15 protein-coding genes are annotated in these 16,730 nt (G+C 72.8%); 11 read left to right on the plus strand and 4 right to left on the minus strand.

The genetic code is table 11. From position 1 onward, the window contains the following. Positions 1–14: 14 nt before the first annotated feature. Positions 15–1,604 (minus strand): CocE/NonD family hydrolase, encoded by a 1,590-nt coding sequence (locus ACZ6ZT_RS22435; RefSeq protein ID WP_469721530.1) that lies wholly within the window; start codon positions 1,602–1,604, stop codon positions 15–17. Positions 1,605–1,739: 135 nt separating this feature from the next. Continuing rightward, on the minus strand, positions 1,740–2,918 hold the full coding sequence (locus ACZ6ZT_RS22440) for a L,D-transpeptidase (RefSeq protein ID WP_469721578.1): 1,179 nt from the start codon (positions 2,916–2,918) through the stop codon (positions 1,740–1,742). A gap of 373 nt (positions 2,919–3,291) precedes the next feature. On the opposite strand from ACZ6ZT_RS22440, the gene murJ reads away from it, so the two are divergent. The 5 genes from murJ to ACZ6ZT_RS22465 all read left to right on the plus strand — a co-directional run bounded on the left by murJ (position 3,292) and on the right by ACZ6ZT_RS22465 (position 9,018). Beyond that, positions 3,292–4,953, plus strand: a complete 1,662-nt coding sequence (murJ, locus tag ACZ6ZT_RS22445) for a murein biosynthesis integral membrane protein MurJ (RefSeq protein ID WP_469721531.1) — start codon at positions 3,292–3,294, stop codon at positions 4,951–4,953. A gap of 39 nt (positions 4,954–4,992) precedes the next feature. Next, positions 4,993–5,673, plus strand: coding sequence for a response regulator (locus tag ACZ6ZT_RS22450; RefSeq protein WP_469721532.1), 681 nt, complete (start codon positions 4,993–4,995; stop codon positions 5,671–5,673). Positions 5,674–5,684: 11 nt separating this feature from the next. After that, the gene (locus ACZ6ZT_RS22455; RefSeq protein ID WP_469721533.1) at positions 5,685–7,130 is read left to right on the plus strand and encodes an ATP-binding protein; all 1,446 of its coding nucleotides are present in this window, start codon (positions 5,685–5,687) and stop codon (positions 7,128–7,130) included. Beyond that, on the plus strand, positions 7,127–7,648 hold the full coding sequence (locus tag ACZ6ZT_RS22460; RefSeq protein WP_469721534.1) for a hypothetical protein: 522 nt from the start codon (positions 7,127–7,129) through the stop codon (positions 7,646–7,648). Before ACZ6ZT_RS22455 ends, ACZ6ZT_RS22460 begins: the two co-directional genes overlap by 4 nt. Positions 7,649–7,740: 92 nt before the next feature. Further along, positions 7,741–9,018 carry a cytochrome P450 gene (locus ACZ6ZT_RS22465; RefSeq protein ID WP_469721535.1) on the plus strand — a complete coding sequence of 426 codons (1,278 nt, stop codon included), beginning with the start codon at positions 7,741–7,743 and terminating at the stop codon, positions 9,016–9,018. On the opposite strand, the gene ACZ6ZT_RS22470 is transcribed toward ACZ6ZT_RS22465, so the two are convergent. Beyond that, a complete protein-coding gene (locus ACZ6ZT_RS22470; protein WP_469721536.1) occupies positions 8,978–9,703 on the minus strand; it encodes a hypothetical protein in 726 nt (241 codons plus the stop codon). The genes ACZ6ZT_RS22465 and ACZ6ZT_RS22470 overlap by 41 nt on opposite strands. Positions 9,704–9,804: 101 nt before the next feature. Between ACZ6ZT_RS22470 and ggt the strand changes: the two genes are divergently transcribed. After that, on the plus strand, positions 9,805–11,601 hold the full coding sequence (ggt, locus tag ACZ6ZT_RS22475) for a gamma-glutamyltransferase (RefSeq protein ID WP_469721538.1): 1,797 nt from the start codon (positions 9,805–9,807) through the stop codon (positions 11,599–11,601). Positions 11,602–11,613: 12 nt separating this feature from the next. On the opposite strand, the gene map is transcribed toward ggt, so the two are convergent. After that, positions 11,614–12,381, minus strand: a complete 768-nt coding sequence (gene map / locus ACZ6ZT_RS22480; RefSeq protein WP_469721539.1) for a type I methionyl aminopeptidase — start codon at positions 12,379–12,381, stop codon at positions 11,614–11,616. 66 nt (positions 12,382–12,447) lie between these two features. On the opposite strand from map, the gene ACZ6ZT_RS22485 reads away from it, so the two are divergent. The 5 genes from ACZ6ZT_RS22485 (at position 12,448) to hydA (ending at position 16,721) form a co-directional block, all read left to right on the plus strand. Continuing rightward, complete coding sequence (locus tag ACZ6ZT_RS22485; protein ID WP_469721540.1) at positions 12,448–12,699, plus strand: helix-turn-helix domain-containing protein; 252 nt, start codon at positions 12,448–12,450, stop codon at positions 12,697–12,699. Between the two features lie 103 nt (positions 12,700–12,802). Continuing rightward, a complete protein-coding gene (locus ACZ6ZT_RS22490; RefSeq protein WP_469721541.1) occupies positions 12,803–12,964 on the plus strand; it encodes a hypothetical protein in 162 nt (53 codons plus the stop codon). Positions 12,965–13,165: 201 nt separating this feature from the next. Further along, on the plus strand, positions 13,166–14,008 hold the full coding sequence (locus tag ACZ6ZT_RS22495; RefSeq protein WP_469721543.1) for a nitrilase-related carbon-nitrogen hydrolase: 843 nt from the start codon (positions 13,166–13,168) through the stop codon (positions 14,006–14,008). Next, the gene (locus ACZ6ZT_RS22500) at positions 14,005–15,300 is read left to right on the plus strand and encodes an aspartate aminotransferase family protein (RefSeq protein WP_469721545.1); all 1,296 of its coding nucleotides are present in this window, start codon (positions 14,005–14,007) and stop codon (positions 15,298–15,300) included. Before ACZ6ZT_RS22495 ends, ACZ6ZT_RS22500 begins: the two co-directional genes overlap by 4 nt. A gap of 20 nt (positions 15,301–15,320) precedes the next feature. Continuing rightward, positions 15,321–16,721, plus strand: coding sequence for a dihydropyrimidinase (gene hydA, locus ACZ6ZT_RS22505; RefSeq protein WP_469721546.1), 1,401 nt, complete (start codon positions 15,321–15,323; stop codon positions 16,719–16,721). Positions 16,722–16,730: the final 9 nt, after the last annotated feature.

Raw genomic sequence — 16,730 nt, forward strand, 5'->3', positions numbered from 1 at the left:
GCAGCGGCCGTGGATCACTGCTCGCGCAGAGGCACCGAGACGTACGAGGGATCGGTGCGCGGCGAGGAGAAGGTCAGCTGCGCCCCGGCGGGGTTGTGCTCGATGTAGAGCGGGTCGACGGTGTCCACGACCAGGGCGAGCCGGTGGCCCGCGGGCACGTCGTAGGCGGTGGAGAACAGCTCCAGGTCCACGCCGAAGGACTGCCCCGGCGTCTTCCCGTGGAAGGTGTACGGGGCGTTGCTGACCAGCTTGCCGAGGCCGAGCGGGCCGACGTCGTAGAGGTAGGCGACGAAGGTGCCGTCGCCCCGGGTGGGCGTCACCGTGGTGTGCAGGCGTACGGTGCCGCGGACGCGGCGCTCCTCGGCGTAGCGCCCGGACTGCCAGACGGCGGCGAAGGCGCGGGGGAGCAGGGGGACGGAGGCGATGGGGGGCGCCTTCGCGAACTGGTCCAGGACGCTGGAGAGGAGCACCACGCCGCCGTCGGCGCCGGAGTCGACGTTCGCGAAGACGTGCTCGCTGCCGGGCAGGGCGATCTTCTCGGTGCCGCCGGAGCCGACCGACTTCCAGTCCGCGTACCCCTCGTAGCCCTCGTCGCTGCGGGACTTGATCTGGACGGGGGACTCGGTGTCGACGCCGTTGCGTTCGCCCTTGAGGTAGCGGTCGAACCAGCGGTGGGCGTTGGTCCAGGTGTCGTTGGGCAGGCCCAGCAGGCCGGTGCCCTCGGCGGTGGCATGGTCGCCGGGGCGGAACTCCAGCCGTTTGGGGCCGGTGAGCTTGTCGTAGAAGGCGGCGTACTGGTTGGGCGGGAAGATGGTGTCGCCCCAGGCGTTGCCGAGCATGATCGCGGCGCCGTTGGCGTTGATCCGGTCCACCTGGTCGGAGGCGGAGCGCTTCCTGCCCCATTCGATCATCTGGTCCTCGCGCTCCAGGTGGGAGCCGAGGAAGTCACCGAGGACCTGTTGGAGTTCGGGGCCGGGGCGGCCGGTGAGGTAGCCGGCGGCGCCGAGGAGTCCGGCGGCCTGGAGGTGCTGGGTGCGGCCCGAGTAGATGGAGTCGATGAGGTTCGCCCAGCCGCTGAGTGCGACCACGGCCTTGACGCGGGGGTCGTGCGCGGAGGCGAGCAGGCTGATGCCCGCGCCGTACGAGACCCCGCCGAGGCCGATCCGGGCGGCGTCGGCGGGGGTGTTCGCCAGCGCCCAGTCGATGACGGCGGAGACGTCCGCGACGTCGGCGGGGCCCGCGGTCTCGATCTGGCCGCCGGAGAGCCAGAAGCCGCGCGAGGTGTAACCGACCACCACGTAACCGGAGTCGGCGAGCGCGTGGGCCTGGGCGACGTATTCGATCTGCGGCATGCCCCAGCTGGTGGGCAGCACGATCAGGGGGTACTTGCTGCCGGGTTCGGCCCCGGCGGGGGTGAAGACGTTGCCCTTGAGCGTGATGCCGCCGGAGCCCGGGATGTCGTGGAAGCGCAGCTCCGGGGAGGCGGCGGCCACGGAGGCGGCGGGGGTGGCGGGGGCCGCCTGGGCCTGATGGGGGGCCAGGCCCAGGGCGGCCGCCGCGAGCACGGCCGCCAGGGCCGCTGCGGGGGTGGGGCGGACTCTCATCGATCGCTCCTCGCGTGCGCCGGTGCCAAAGTGACCCGACGGTAACGGGAGGGGCTTACCGAAGGTAACCCGCCGGTAAGTTACGTACAGGTAACAATTGAACAAGAGTCAGTCGGCGCCGGGCCGCGGCTGCTGTCAGCCGCTCTGGGCGCCGCCCGCCAGCGCGCTCTTCGCCTTCCACGCGTCCCACGTGAGGTTCCACTCGCCGTAGCCGTTGCCCAGTTCGGCATTGCCCTTGGAGCCCTTGCCGACCACCTCGAAGGCGTCGCCGGGCTGCACCAGCTCGTAGAAGGACTTCGCGTTGGCGTCGCTCATCCCCACACAGCCGGAACTGGTGTTGGCGCTCCCGAAGTTGTCGCTGTTCCACGGGGCGGCGTGCGCGTACATGCCCGACCAGGTCAGCCGCATCGAGTAGTCGACCATCTTGTCGTAGGAGTCGCCCAGGCCCACCGTCTGGGAATCCATCCGGATGGTGCCCTCCTTCGCCATCAGCACCATCTTCCCGGACCAGGAAGCCTTCTGCCCGCCCGGAGTTCCGGCCGAAATGGGAATAGTCCTGACCACCTGGCCGTCCTCGGAGACCGACATCTTCTTGGTGTCGAGGCTGACCTCCATCCGGCGGTCCTTGCCAATCTTGAATTCGGTGGTGTAATCACGTGCGAACAGGCCGCCGCCGGTTCCGGAGTCCACCCCGTTCAGGTTCATGTCGACCTTCACGTCGGTGCCGGACTTCCAGTAGTCCTTCGGCCGCCAGTCCACCCGGTCCTTGCCGGAATAGTCCTTGAACCAGCCCCAGGAGCCCTCGGTGTTGTTCGAGGTCGTGACCTTCAGCTGCTTCTCCACCTCGGCCTTGTTCTTCACCGGGTTGTCGAAGACCAGCGAGACCGGCATGGCCACGCCCACCGTGCTGCCCTTGGAGATGTTGATCGAGACCTTGTTCACCTTGTCGGCGGGCGAGGTCTTGAACTGGGCGGTGGCGCTCTGGCTGTCGGCGTTCTGCGCCTCGACCTTGTAGTCGGTGGCGGGGGAGGCGTTGCGCTCGGAGGTCCAGGTCCTGCCGTCGGCGGCTATCCGCCCCGGCAGCTCCCCGCCCTTGCCGTCCGTCACCTTGACCTGTGCCAGCCTGCCGTCGGCGATGGTCACCTTGACGGGCTCGCCCGCCTTGACCTGGTCGCCCGTGAGGTTCACCGACACCGCCATCGCCGGCTTGTTCTTCGCGTCCGTCCCGCCGGCTCCGCCGGGTCCGCCGGAGCCCGTGTCCGAGCCGCCGCCGCAGGCGGTCAGCGCGGCGGCCAGGAGTGCGGTGCCCGCCAGCGTGGCGTGCCGGCCACGCAGGCGCGGCAGTGCGGTACGGCCCTCGCGGTCGGTGCGGCGGGCAAGGCGAGTAAGGCGGGTAACGCGGGTACGGCGGGTACGGCTCGGCAAAACCCCTCCAAGTAAAGATCGTCCGTAAACAAGGAGCGAACGGAACGACTTTAGGTTGCGTTTCCGGCGGAAAATATCCGCCGGCCGTTTGTGACGTGCGCCGCAGCGGAACAGTTGCCATTCGGTCACATGGCAGGCGGCATTCCGGAAAGGACCTTCGTCCCGGCGGCCAGGCCGAACGCCCCTACCGGGACCGCCACATCGGCCCCCCGCACCCCCGGGGTACCCTCCACCTTCGACCCGGTGAAGGGAAAAGCCCCCGATGGACAGCAGTACCCGTACGGAGCCCAGGGCGACGGCCGCGCCGCCCGGGGGCGGCCCGGAGGCGCCCGGGCGCGAGGGCTCCCTCCTGCGCAGCGGCGCCCTCATGGCGGCCGGTTCCGTCGTCTCCCGCGCCATCGGCTTCGTCCGCTCCGCCGTGGTCGTCGCCGCGATCGGCAGCGGAACCCTCGGTGACGGCTACACCGTCGCCAACACGGTCCCGAACATCCTCTACATGCTGCTCATCGGCGGCGCCCTCAACGCCGTCTTCGTCCCCGAACTGGTGCGCGCCGCCCGGGAGCACCGGGACGGCGGCGCCGCCTACACCGACCGGCTGCTGACCGCCTGCACCGTCGCGCTCCTCGCACTCACCGCCGTCGCCGTCCTCGCGGCCCCGCTGATCGTCGAGGTCTACGCGCCCTCCTACGACGGCGCCCAGCGGGCCACCACCATCGCGCTGGCCCGCTACTGCCTCCCGCAGATCCTCGTCTACGGGCTCTTCACCCTGCTCGGACAAGTCCTAAACGCCCGCGGCCGGTTCGGCGCCATGATGTGGACCCCTGTCCTCAACAGCCTCGTCGTCATCGCCGTCTTCGGACTGTTCCTGTACGTGTCCCACGGCGCCACCGACGGCCTCACCGCCGAGGGGACCCGCCTGCTCGGCATCGGCACCACCGCCGGGATCGCGGTCCAGGCCCTCGCCCTGCTCCCCGCGCTGCGCGCCGCCCGCTTCCGCTGGCGACCCCGCTTCGACTGGCGCGGCAGCGGCCTCACCCGCCCGCTGCGCAACGCGGGCTGGCTGGTCCTGCTCGTGTGCGCCAACCAGTTCGCCTACTGGGTGGTGACCCGGCTGTCCACCGGCGTCGGCCACGACCTCGGCAACGCCGGATACGCCGCCTACACCAACGCCTACCAGCTGTGGGTCGTCCCGCAAGGCATCGTCACCGTCTCCCTCGTGACCGCGCTGATGCCCCGGATGAGCGCGGCCGCCTCCGACGGCGACCTCGGCGCCGTCCGCGCGGACGTCTCCTACGCCCTGCGCTCCAGCGCCGCCCTCGTCGTACCGGCCGCCGCGCTCTTCGCCGCGCTCGCCCCCTGGGTCATGGACTGCGTCGCCGGATACGGCAACAACGACCCCGCCTCCGTCGCCGCCATGGCGGGCATGCTGACCGCCTTCGCGCCCGGCCTGATCGCCTACTCCGCCCAGTACGTGCTCGGCCGCGGCTTCTACGCCCTCTCCGACACCCGGACCCCCTTCTTCCTCAACCTGGTCGTCGTCGCCGTCAACGCCGGGCTGTCCTACGCCGCGTACCTCTTCCTGCCGCCGCGCTGGGCCGTGACCGGCATGGCCGCCGCCACCGGCCTCGCCTTCGCGGCGGGCGCGGCCGTGACGGCGTACGCCCTGGCCCGCCGGCTCGGCCCGCGCACGGGTCCCCGTACCGCCACCGCCCTGCGGACCCACCTGCGGCTGCTCGCCGCCTGCCTGCCCGCGGGCGGCGCCGGCTACGCGGCCGCCCGGGCCGCCGACGGCCTCGGCTCCTACGCGGCGGCCGGGGCGGGAACCATCGCGCTCGCGCTGGTCGTCGTACTCCTCGCCGGGCCGCTGCGCCTGACGGAGATCACCGACCTGATCGACTCCCTGCGCCGGAAGATCGGCCGATAGCGGGAGGAACCGCACGAAACACCCTGGGATACTGAACGGATGCCACGCGTACTGCTGATCGAGGACGACCCTTCCATCCGGGAGGGGGTGGGGCTCGGCCTGCGCCGCCGCGGCCACGACGTGCGGGCCGCCGAGACCGGCGAGGCCGGCCTCGCCCTCATGGGTGCCTTCCGCCCCGAACTCGTCCTGCTCGACCTCATGCTGCCCGGCATCAACGGTGTCCAGGTCTGCCGCCGCATCCGGCAGACCAGCGAGGTCCCGATCATCATGCTCACCGCGCGCGGCGACGACTTCGACATCGTCGTCGGCCTGGAGGCCGGAGCCGACGACTACGTCGTCAAACCCGTCCGCACCGAGATCATCGAAGCCCGCATCAAGGCGGTGCTGCGCCGCCTCAGCGATCCCGTGGGCCGTCCCGGGGTGGAACACCACGGGGAACTCGCCGTCGACCGCGCCGGACTGACCGTCGCGAAGAACGGCGAACGCGTCCCCCTCGCCCCCAGCGAGATCAAACTCCTGCTCCACCTGTCGGCCTCGCCCGAGCAGGTCTTCTCCCGCCAGCAGCTCCTGGAGTACGTGTGGGAGCACAGCTACCACGCCGACGCCCGGCTCGTGGACGCCTGCGTGCGCCGGCTGCGCCACAAGATAGAGGACCCGGCCGGCAGCCCCCGCTACATACAGACCGTGCGGGGCTTCGGCTACCGCTTCGGACCCCTCTAGGGCCGCCGGCCGTGCGACACCTCGCGCCGCTCGGACTGCGCACCCGCCTCATCGCCGCGTTCCTGCTGGTCGCCGCGATCTGCGCGGTCACCACGGCCGCCCTCACCTACCGGCAGGCGCGCAGCGCCGTCCTCACCCAGAGCCAGGACACGGCCGTCAGCACCCTGCGCGACCAGCTGGAAACCCAGGCGCTCACCCTGCCGATGGACCAGCCGCAGCTCCAGCGCGTCGTCAACGAGATCGGCAAGCGCGGCAAACCCCACCCCTGGACCGTCTACGCCGAGTACGGCGTCCTGCGCGTCTCCTCCAACGTCGCCCCCACCACCTCCGGCGTGCTCACCGACGCCCTGCGCGCCCAGGTCGCCGACCATCCGCACGGTGCCTTCCAGCGCGTGGCGGACGAGCGGGGCGAGCCGTACCTGACCATCGCCATGCCCGCCGTCTTCCAGCACAACGGGGCGCGCGAGGGGACCGGCCTCGTCCTCTACGCCGTCATGCCCCTGCTGAGCGAACAGCAGACCGTCGACGCCATGGTCCAGGCCGCCCGGCAGGGCGCCGTTCCCGGCCTCGCCATCGCCGTCGTGCCGGCCCTGCTCGCCGCGCGCAGCGTCCTGCGGCCCGTACGGGACCTGCGGCGGGCCGCCCAGAACATGGGACGCGGCCGCCTCGACACCCGCATCGAAGTCCGCGGCGCCGACGAACTGGCCGGGCTGGCCCGCACCTTCAACGAGACCGCCGGGGCCCTGGAGGAGTCCGTGGCCGAACTGCGCGAGGCCGAGAGCCGGGCTCGCCGCTTCGCCTCCGACGTCTCCCACGAACTGCGCACCCCGCTCGCCGGGATGCTCGCCGTCACCGAGGTCCTCGACGAGGACGCCGAACGGCTCGACCCCGACACCGCGAAGGCGCTGCGGCTGATCAGCGCCGAGACCGGGAAACTGGCCGTGCTGGTGGAGGACCTGATGGAGATCTCCCGCTTCGACGCGCGCGCCGCCGAACTCAACCCCGACGACGTGGACGTGGCCGAGGCCGTCCGCAAGACCCTGGAACGCCGCCACTGGGACGACGACCGGGTCCGCGCCGACCTGCCCGAGGCGGTCCGCGCCCGGCTCGACCCGCGCCGCTTCGACGTGGTCCTCGCCAACCTCGTCGGCAACGCCCTGCGGCACGGTGCCGCGCCCGTACGGATCACCGTGCGCACCGAGCCCCGTCCCGAGGGGGAACGGCTGCTCATCGAGGTCGCCGACAGCGGCCCCGGCATCGCCCCCGAGGTGCTCCCGCACATCTTCGACCGCTTCTTCAAGGCCGACGCCGCGCGCACCCGCTCCGCCGGCAGCGGCCTCGGCCTCGCCATCACCCTGGAGAACGTCCGGCTGCACGGCGGCACGCTGAGCGCGGCCAACGCCGAGGCCGGGGGAGCCGTGTTCACCCTCGACCTGCCGCTGGAGGTCACCGCGTGATCCGCCTGACCGCGACCGGGCGCCGCACGGCCGTGGCGGTGGCCGCCGCCCTGCTGGGACCGGCGCTGCTGGCCGGCTGCGGGATCGAGCCCACCGGGGTCGTGGAGAGCGGCGCCGCCGCCCGGGTGCTGGTCGCCGGACCCTCCCGGACCCCGATGGCGTACTTCGTCTCGGGCGAGGGCCGCCTGGTGCCCGCGCCCGAACCCGACTACGCCGACACCACTCCGCAGGGCAGCCTGCAACTGCTGCTCCGCGGGCCCGGGCCGGTGGAGCGGGAGGCCGGCCTCGGCACCCGGCTGCCGCCGGTGGAGGGGGTGCTGGGCGGGGGCGCCAGGGCCCGCTTCACGGCGGGGGACCGGGTGGAGGTACGGGTCCCCTTCCCGGTGGCGGCCCTCGACCCGCTGGGGCTGCGCCAGCTCGTGTGCACGGCCCTGGCCACGGCGGGCGCCTCGGCCGACGCGGTGGTCGTCGGCCCGGACACCGAACTGGGCCCGGCCCGCTGCGACCCGGGCCGCTGAGGCGGGGCGCCCGGGCCGGGCGGCGCCGGGCGGGGCCTTGCGGGGTCGCGCGGGGCCTTGCGGGGTCGCGCGGGCCGGGACACCGTGGGGGCATGGACCGCGTACCGGCAGCCCCCGCCGCCACCACCGTGCCCGACGTGTTCGATCCGCGCCTGTACGCCGCGGGCGTCCCGCACGACCGCTACCGGCTGCTGCGCGACCACCACCCCGTCTCCTGGCAGGCGGAACCGGAGGTCGGCGGCTGGCCCGCCGGGCCCGGCTTCTGGGCCGTCACCCGGCACGCCGACGTCGTCCGCGTCCTGCGCGACCACGCCACGTACTCCTCCTGGGCCGGCGCCACTCAGATCCGCGACCCCGACCCGGCCGACCTGCCGTTCCTGCGGAGCACCATGCTGAACCAGGACCCGCCCGCGCACGGCCGGCTCCGCCGCCTGGTCTCCCGGGCCTTCACCCCCGCCCGCGTCGACGCCTTCACCGGCCGGGTCCGCGAGCGCGCCCGCACCCTGCTGACCGCGGCCCGGGACGGTGCGGAGGGCGGCGCCGTCGACGTGGTGGGGGCCGTCACCGACGAGTACGCGCTGCTGAACCTCACCGACCTGCTGGGCGTCCCGGCCGCCGACCGGGGCCTGCTGCTGGAGTGGACCGTACGCGTCATCGGCTACCAGGACCCCGACGACGCCCCGGCGCCGCTCCCCGGCCCCGACGGCACGCCGCTGAACCCGCGCTCACCGGCGCTGCTCGGGGAGATGTTCGCGTACGCCCGCGAACTGGCCGCGTACAAGCGCGCCCACCCGGCCGACGACGTGATGACCGCGCTCGCGCGGGCCGGGCTGGACCCCGCCGAGCTGGAGATGTTCTTCTTCCTGCTGACCGTCGCCGGGAACGACACCGTCCGCGGCGCCGCCCCCGGCGGCCTCCTCGCCCTCGCCCGCGACCCCGCCGCCTACCGCCGGATCGCCGCCGGCGAGGTGTCGCCGGCGGGCGCCGTCGAGGAACTGCTGCGCGTGCACCCGCCGGTGCTCAGCTTCCGCCGCACCGCCGTCCACGACACCGAACTGGCCGGCCGGCCGATCCGCGCGGGAGACAAGGTCGTCGTCTTCCACGCCTCCGCCAACCACGACGAACGCGTCTTCACCGCCCCCGGCCGCCTCGACCCCGCCCGCTCCCCGAACCCGCACGTCTCCTTCGGCGACGGCCCCCACGTCTGCCTCGGCGCCCACTTCGCCCGCCTCCAACTGCGCGTCCTGCACGAGGAGTGGCGCCGCGCCCTGCCCGCGCCCGAACTCGCCGGAGAGCCGCGCCGGCTGGTGTCCAACTTCATCAACGGGATCACCCGGCTGCCGCTACGGGTGTCCGGGCCGCCCGCGTGACATCGGCGACCAGCTCCGTCACGTCGGGCCCGTAGGCGTCGGAGTTGACCACCTTCAGCAGCAGACAGAAGGAGTCCCTGCCGTACGTACGGGCCAGCCGCCGGTGGTGGCGGGCCAGGTAACGGGCCGCCGCCTGGTTGCTGTTGGCCGTCTGCCCCGACAGCAGGAACACCGGCCGGGTGCCCGGCCCGGTCGTCAGCCGCGCCAGCAGCACGTGTTCGAGCACCCCCTTGTCCCAGCGGTACGTCTCCCCGCCGACACTGATCGCACCCCGGTCCGGACCCGGGTCGCCGCCGGTCTCGACCCGGACCCCGGGCAGCATGGAGGCCAGGTGGGCGGTGGTCCGCAGGTTGGAGGACGGCCCGCCGACACAGAACTCGGCGCGCTCGCCGAAGCCCTGCCGGGCCCCGTCGTGGGTGAGGATCTGCACGGTCGCCCCGCAGTCCCGGATCAGGGCGGATATCTCCAGCAGCGCGAAGGCGTCGTTGCGGTGCAGCGAGGAGTCCGTGCCGCCCATCTGCCGGTTGGCCACGAACACGCAGTCCGAACCCGTCGGCAGCCCGAAGAACGCCTGCTTGCGGCGCAGATCACGGCGCCACAGGTAGGTCCGCGCGAACCAGCCGAACCCGCCGCTGACGGCGGAGGCCACCACTCCGAGCACGATGTTGCGCACGTCGTCGTTCATGCGGCGGATGGTAACCGCCGGGCGGTCGTCATGACGCGGGCGGTGCGCTGAAGTTACGCTGCGCCTCGCAGGTCTGACAGGCCGTCGACTGGAGGAACCGGATGCGCCGTCCCGCCGCACGTCAGTTCGCGCTCGTCGCCCTCGCCGGGGCGCTCGTCACGACGGGGGCCGCCGCCCCGCCGTCCGCCGCCGCCCCGCCCAAGGTCCCCGTGGCCACCGGCTACGGCGGGGCCGTCGCGAGCGTCGACGCCGACGCCTCCGCCGCCGGGATCGCGGTGCTGAAGGACGGCGGCAACGCCGTGGACGCCGCCGTGGCCGCGGCCGCCGCGCTCGGCGTCACCGAGCCCTACTCGGCGGGGATCGGCGGGGGCGGCTACTTCGTCTACTACGACGCCTCCTCGCACCGCGTCCAGACCATCGACGGCCGCGAGACCGCGCCCGCGAGCGCCACCGCCACCCTGTTCCAGGACAACGGCGTGCCGATCCCCTTCGAGGAGGGCCAGACCAGCGGCCGGTCCGTCGGCGTGCCCGGCACCCCCGCCACCTGGCAGAGCGCCCTCGACGCGTGGGGCACCCGCCCGCTCGGCCGGCTGCTGCGCCCCGCCGAGAAGCTGGCCCGCGACGGCTTCACCGTGGACACCACCTTCCGGGCCCAGACCGAGCTGAACCAGGACCGCTTCAAGGACTTCCCCGCCACCCGAAAGCTGTTCCTGCCGGGCGGGCGGCTCCCGGTGGTGGGCTCCACCTTCAAGAACCCCGACCTGGCCGCCACCTACGCGGAACTCGCCCGCAAGGGCACCGGCGCCCTCTACCGGGGACCGCTCGCCGAGGACATCGTCCGGGCCGTCCGCAAGCCCCCCGTCGACCCGGCCGCCACCCGCGTGGTCCGCCCGGGCGACCTGACCACCGACGACCTGAGGGCGTACGGAGTCAAGCGGCCGGCGCCCAGCCAGGTCGGATACCGCGGCCTGGACGTGTACAGCATGGCGCCCTCCTCCTCGGGCGGCACCACGGTGGGCGAGGCGCTGAACATCCTGGAGCGCACCGACCTCTCCAAGCTGTCCGAGGCCCAGTACCTGCACCGCTACATCGAGGCCTCCCGGATCGCGTTCGCCGACCGGGGCCGCTGGGTCGGCGACCCGGCCGCCGTGGACGTCCCGACGCGCGAGCTGCTCTCCCAGCGGTTCGCGGATACCCGCGCCTGCCTGATCCGGCCCGACCGGGCCCTGACCAGCCCGCTCGCCCCCGGCGACCCGCGCCACCCGGCCCCCTGCGCCACCACGGGCCAGGCCGCCCCGACCACCTACGAGGGGGAGAACACCACCCACCTGACGGTCGCCGACCGCTGGGGCAACGTCGTCTCCTACACCCTGACCATCGAGTCCACCGGCGGCAGCGCCATCACCGTCCCGGGGCGCGGCTTCCTGCTCAACAACGAGCTGACGGACTTCTCCTTCGCCCCCGCCGCTCCCGGCGTGCCGGACCCGAACCTGCCCGGCCCGGGCAAGCGCCCGCGCTCCTCGATGTCCCCGACGATCGTCCTGGAGCACGGCCGGCCGGTCCTGGCCGTCGGCTCCCCGGGCGGGGCCACCATCATCACCACCGTCCTGCAGACCCTGCTGGGCCATCTGGACCGGGGCCTGCCGCTGGTGGACGCCATCGCGGCGCCGCGCGCCAGCCAGCGCAACCAGACCACCACCGAACTGGAACCGGGCCTGTGGAACAGCCCGCTGCGCACCGAGCTGGAAGCCCTCGGCCAGGGTTTCCGGCAGAACCCCGAGATCGGCGCCGCCACCGGCGTCCAGCGCCTGCCGGACGGCCGCTGGCTGGCCGCCGCCGAACCCACCCGGCGCGGGGGCGGCTCGGCGATGGTCGTCCGTCCGTACGGGAAGCCGTAGGCGGCGCGGGCCTCACAGGGCGGTGAGGATCCTCGGACCGTCGTCGGTGATCGCGACCGTGTGCTCCGCGTGGGCGGCGCGGCTGCCGTCGGTGGTGCGCAGGGTCCAGCCGTCCGGATCGCAGGTGTAGTCGTCCGTACCGCCCGCGATCACCATCGGCTCGATCGCGAGGACCATGCCGGCGCGCAGTTTCGTGCCGCGTCCCGGCGGGCCCTCGTTGGGGACGCCCGGGTCCTCGTGCATCTCGCGGCCGATGCCGTGGCCGCCGAAGCCCTCCGGGATGCCGTAGCCGGCGGAGCGGCAGACCGTGCCGACCGCGTGGGCGATGTCGCCGACGCGGTTGCCGGGTACAGCGGCGGCGATGCCGGCCGCGAGGGCCGCCTCGGCCGTCGAGATCAGCCGCAGGTCTTCGGGGCGGGCCCGGCCGACCGTGAAGCTGACGGCCGCGTCCCCGGCCCAGCCGCCGAGCTTCGCCCCGCAGTCGGCGCTGACGAGGTCGCCGTCGCGCAGCCGGTAGTCGTCCGGCACGCCGTGCACGATCGCGTCGTTGACGGAGACGCACAGCACGGCCGGGAAGGGCACCGGCGCGAAGGACGGCCGGTAGCCCAGGAAGGGGGAGGAGGCCCCGGCCTCGCGCAGGACCGTCCGGGCCACCGCGTCGAGTTCCCGCAGGGAGACGCCGACGCGCGCCTTCTCCCGTACGGCGGCCAGGGCGTGCGCGACCACCCGGCCGGGGGCACGCATCTGATCGATCGCTTCGTCTGTCTTGAGCTTCACCATGCCAATAACTATACCGGTAAATTTATACCGGGATAGTTATTGGGGTGGAGTGGGTAGGATGGGGACATGGTCCGTACCCCCCTGACTCCCGAAGAGCACGAGCGCGGCGAGCGGCTCGGCGCCCTGCTCCGCGAGGCCCGCGGCACCCGCAGCATGGTCGAGGTCGCGGCCGGTGCGGGGCTGTCCGCCGAGACGCTCCGCAAGATCGAGACCGGCCGCGCGCCGACGCCCGCGTTCTTCACCGTCGCGGCCCTCGCCGGTGCGCTCGGCCTCTCCCTCGACGAGGTCATCCGCCGCTGCTCCCTCGTACCCGTCTGACCGGACCCCCGCCCGGGCCCGGGCGGGGCCTATCCGGCCGCCGATCGGCCCAAGCGGCGTGGCGGGGGCCGCGGCGCGGGGCACAGCTCAAGGCGTGTCAGCCATGAACGCAGCCCAGCGGATCGCCCTCGGGCTCCTCGGCGCCCTCCTCGCGGCGGGCCTCCTCCTCGCGGCCTGCACCGCCCCCGACGGGCGCTCCCGCGGCGACTCCGCGGGGCCGCCCGCGCCGCCGGGCCAGGACCGCCCGCCGGAACGGTCCGGATGACCGGGGGCGTTCCGGGGGTCCCGACCGGGTGCGGCGCGCCCGTCTGCTGACAACAAACGACCACGCGGCGACGTAATTTGATCGACTACTCCAACCGCGCAAGGTGGTCTTGCCCCGCGCTGTGACGAGGCCTACCTTCGACTCCCTACGCACACCGTCTACGTGCGTAGAAGCCGGCGTCACCGTCGCGAGGAGCAGCTCATGGCCCAAGTCGTCCGCGCCGCACTCGTCCAGGCCACCTGGACCGGGGACACCGAGTCGATGATCGCCAAGCACGAGGAGCACGCCCGCCGGGCGGCCGCCCAGGGGGCGAAGATCATCGGCTTTCAGGAGGTGTTCAACGCCCCCTACTTCTGCCAGGTCCAGGAGCCCGAGCACTACCGCTGGGCCGAAGCCGTCCCCGACGGCCCCACCGTCCGCAGAATGCGGGACCTGGCCCGCGAGACCGGCATGGTGATCGTCGTACCGGTCTTCGAGCTGGAATCCGAGGGCTTCTACTACAACACCGCCGCGGTCATCGACGCCGACGGCAGCTACCTCGGCAAGTACCGCAAACACCACATCCCGCAGGTCAAGGGCTTCTGGGAGAAGTACTACTTCCGCCCGGGCAACCTCGGCTGGCCCGTCTTCGACACCGCCGTCGGCCGCGTCGGCGTCTACATCTGCTACGACCGGCACTTCCCGGAGGGCTGGCGCCAGCTCGGCCTCGCCGGAGCCCAGCTGGTCTACAACCCCTCCGCCACCCACCGGGGCCTGTCCGCCTACCTCTGGCAGCTGGAACAGCCCGCCGCGGCCGTCGCGAACGAGTACTTCATCGCGGCCATCAACCGCATCGGCCAGGAGGAGTACGGCGACAACGACTTCTACGGCACCAGCTACTTCGTCGACCCCCGCGGCCGGTTCGTCGGCGAGACGGCGAGCGACAAGGAGGAGGAACTCCTCGTCCGCGACCTCGACTTCGACCTGATCAAGGAAGTCCGCGACCAGTGGGCCTTCTACCGCGACCGCCGCCCCGACGCCTACGGAGGACTCGTACAGCCGTGACCAACCCCATCCCGCTGCACAGCCGCCACGCCGCCGTCCTGCCCGACTGGCTCACGCTCTACTACGACCGCCCCATCGAGCTCACCCACGGCGAGGGCCGCCACGTCTGGGACGCGGACGGCAACCGCTACCTCGACTTCTTCGGCGGCATCCTCACCACGATGACCGCCCACGCCCTCCCCGAGGTCACCAAGGCCGTCTCCGAACAGGCCGGGCGGATCATCCACTCCTCCACCCTGTACCTGAACCGGCCGATGGTCGAGCTGGCCGAACGGGTCGCCGCCCTGTCCGGCATCCCCGACGCCCGGGTCTTCTTCACCACCTCCGGCACCGAGGCCAACGACACCGCCCTGCTGCTCGCGACGACCTACCGGCGCTCCAACCAGATCCTCGCGATGCGCAACAGCTACCACGGCCGGTCCTTCTCCACCGTCTCGGTCACCGGCAACCGCGGCTGGTCCCCGACGAGCCTGTCGCCGCTCCAGACGTACTACGTCCACGGCGCCGTCCGCACCCGCGGCCCCTTCGCCCACCTCGACGACACCGCCTTCACCGCCGCGGCCGTCGCCGACCTGGACGACGTACTGGGCCAGGCGCGCGGGGGAGTGGCCGCGCTCATCGCCGAACCCATCCAGGGCGTCGGCGGATTCACCGCCCCGCCCGACGGGCTCTACGGAGCCTTCCGCGAGGTCCTCGACCGGCACGGCATCCTCTGGATCAGCGACGAGGTCCAGACCGGCTGGGGCCGCACCGGCGAGCACTTCTGGGGCTGGCAGGCTCACGCGCAGAACGGCCCGCCGGACATCCTCACCTTCGCCAAGGGCATCGGCAACGGCATGTCCATCGGCGGGGTCGTGGCCCGCGCCGAGGTGATGAACTGCCTGGACTCCAACTCCATCTCCACCTTCGGCGGCTCCCCGGTCACCATGGCGGCCGGCCTCGCCAACCTCACGTACCTGCTGGAGCACGACCTCCAGGGCAACGCCCGCCGCGTCGGCGGCCTGCTGCTGGAGCGGCTGCGCGCCATCAGCGCCGCCGTGCCCGCCGTACGGGAGGTGCGCGGCCGGGGCCTGATGGCCGGACTGGAGCTGACCAGGCCCGGCACCGACGAGGCCGACCCGCGGGCGGCCGCCGCCGTCCTGGAGGCCGCCCGCGCCGGCGGTCTGCTGCTCGGCAAGGGCGGCGGCCACAACACCAGCGTGCTGCGCATCGCACCGCCGCTCTCCCTCACCGTCGCGGAGGCGGAAGAGGGCGCCGAGATCCTCGAACAGGCCCTCCGCAGCATCCAGTAGTCCAGCCGTAGGGGAGTTCCATGAGCACGCGCACGCTGATCCGCGGCGGACTGGTCATCACCGCCGCCGACGAGCTCCACGCCGACGTCCTCATCGAGGACGGCCGGATCGCGGCCCTGGCCGCACACGGCACGGCCGCCGCCGACGTCTGGACCGCCGACCACACGATCGACGCGAGCGGGAAGTACGTCATCCCCGGCGGGGTCGACGCGCACACCCACATGGAACTCCCGTTCGGCGGCACCGCCGCCTCGGACACCTTCGAGACCGGCACCCGCGCCGCCGCCTGGGGCGGCACCACCACCATCGTCGACTTCGCCGTACAGGGCGTGGGCCGCTCCCTGCGCGAAGGGCTCGACACCTGGTACGCCAAGGCCGACGGCAACTGCGCGATCGACTACGGCTTCCACATGATCGTCTCGGACGTCAACGAGCGCACCCTGAAGGAGATGGACACCCTCGTCGAGGAGGGCATCAGCTCGTTCAAGCTGTTCATGGCCTACCCGGGGGTCTTCTACTCGGACGACGGCCAGATCCTGCGGGCGATGCAGCGGGCCTCCGGCAACGGCGGGCTGATCATGATGCACGCCGAGAACGGCATCGCCATCGACGTACTCATCGAACAGGCCCTCGCCCGCGGCGAGACCGACCCCCGCCACCACGGCGAGGTCCGCAAGGTGCTCCTCGAAGCCGAGGCCACGCACCGGGCGATCCAGCTCGCCCGGGTCGCCGGCGCCCCGCTGTACGTGGTCCACGTCTCGGCGCAGGAGGCGGTGGCCGAACTGGCGGCCGCCCGGGACAAGGGGCTGCCGGTCTTCGGGGAGACCTGTCCGCAGTACCTGTTCCTGTCCACCGACAACCTGGAGGAGCCCGACTTCCAGGGCGCCAAGTACGTCTGCTCCACCCCGCTGCGCCCCCGCGAGCACCAGGCGGCGCTGTGGCGGGGCCTGCGGACGAACGACCTCCAGGTGGTGTCCACCGACCACTGCCCGTTCTGCTTCCGCGGCCAGAAGGAGCTCGGCCGGGGCGACTTCTCGAAGATCCCCAACGGGCTGCCGGGTGTGGAGAACCGGATGGACCTCCTGCACCAGGCCGTCGTGGACGGGCACATCAGCCGCCGCCGCTGGATCGAGATCGCCTGCGCGAGCCCGGCCCGGATGTTCGGCCTCTACCCCCGCAAGGGCACCATCGCGCCCGGCGCCGACGCCGACGTCGTCCTCTACGATCCGCACGCCGAGCAGGTCATCTCCGCCGAGACGCACCACATGAACGTGGACTACTCGGCGTACGAGGGCAGGCGGATCACCGGACGCGTCGACACGGTGCTCTCGCGCGGCGAACTCGTCATCGACCGGCGCGAGTACGCCGGCCGGGCCGGGCACGGCACCTTCCTCCACCGCTCGACCTGCCAGTACCTGTAAGGGGCTCAG

This window comes from Streptomyces sp. NPDC102258, from assembly GCF_055584685.1.

Bases quoted from the DNA above. Each gene is read 5' to 3' on its own strand.
- ggt (WP_469721538.1), top strand. From the start codon at position 9,805: ATGCGCCGTCCCGCCGCACGTCAGTTCGCGCTCGTCGCCCTCGCCGGG.
- ACZ6ZT_RS22470 (WP_469721536.1), bottom strand. From the start codon at position 9,703: ATGAACGACGACGTGCGCAACATCGTGCTCGGAGTGGTGGCCTCCGCC.
- hydA (WP_469721546.1), top strand. From the start codon at position 15,321: ATGAGCACGCGCACGCTGATCCGCGGCGGACTGGTCATCACCGCCGCC.
- ACZ6ZT_RS22485 (WP_469721540.1), top strand. From the start codon at position 12,448: ATGGTCCGTACCCCCCTGACTCCCGAAGAGCACGAGCGCGGCGAGCGG.
- ACZ6ZT_RS22495 (WP_469721543.1), top strand. From the start codon at position 13,166: ATGGCCCAAGTCGTCCGCGCCGCACTCGTCCAGGCCACCTGGACCGGG.
- ACZ6ZT_RS22435 (WP_469721530.1), bottom strand. From the start codon at position 1,604: ATGAGAGTCCGCCCCACCCCCGCAGCGGCCCTGGCGGCCGTGCTCGCG.
- map (WP_469721539.1), bottom strand. From the start codon at position 12,381: ATGGTGAAGCTCAAGACAGACGAAGCGATCGATCAGATGCGTGCCCCC.
- ACZ6ZT_RS22450 (WP_469721532.1), top strand. From the start codon at position 4,993: ATGCCACGCGTACTGCTGATCGAGGACGACCCTTCCATCCGGGAGGGG.
- ACZ6ZT_RS22465 (WP_469721535.1), top strand. From the start codon at position 7,741: ATGGACCGCGTACCGGCAGCCCCCGCCGCCACCACCGTGCCCGACGTG.
- ACZ6ZT_RS22490 (WP_469721541.1), top strand. From the start codon at position 12,803: ATGAACGCAGCCCAGCGGATCGCCCTCGGGCTCCTCGGCGCCCTCCTC.
- murJ (WP_469721531.1), top strand. From the start codon at position 3,292: ATGGACAGCAGTACCCGTACGGAGCCCAGGGCGACGGCCGCGCCGCCC.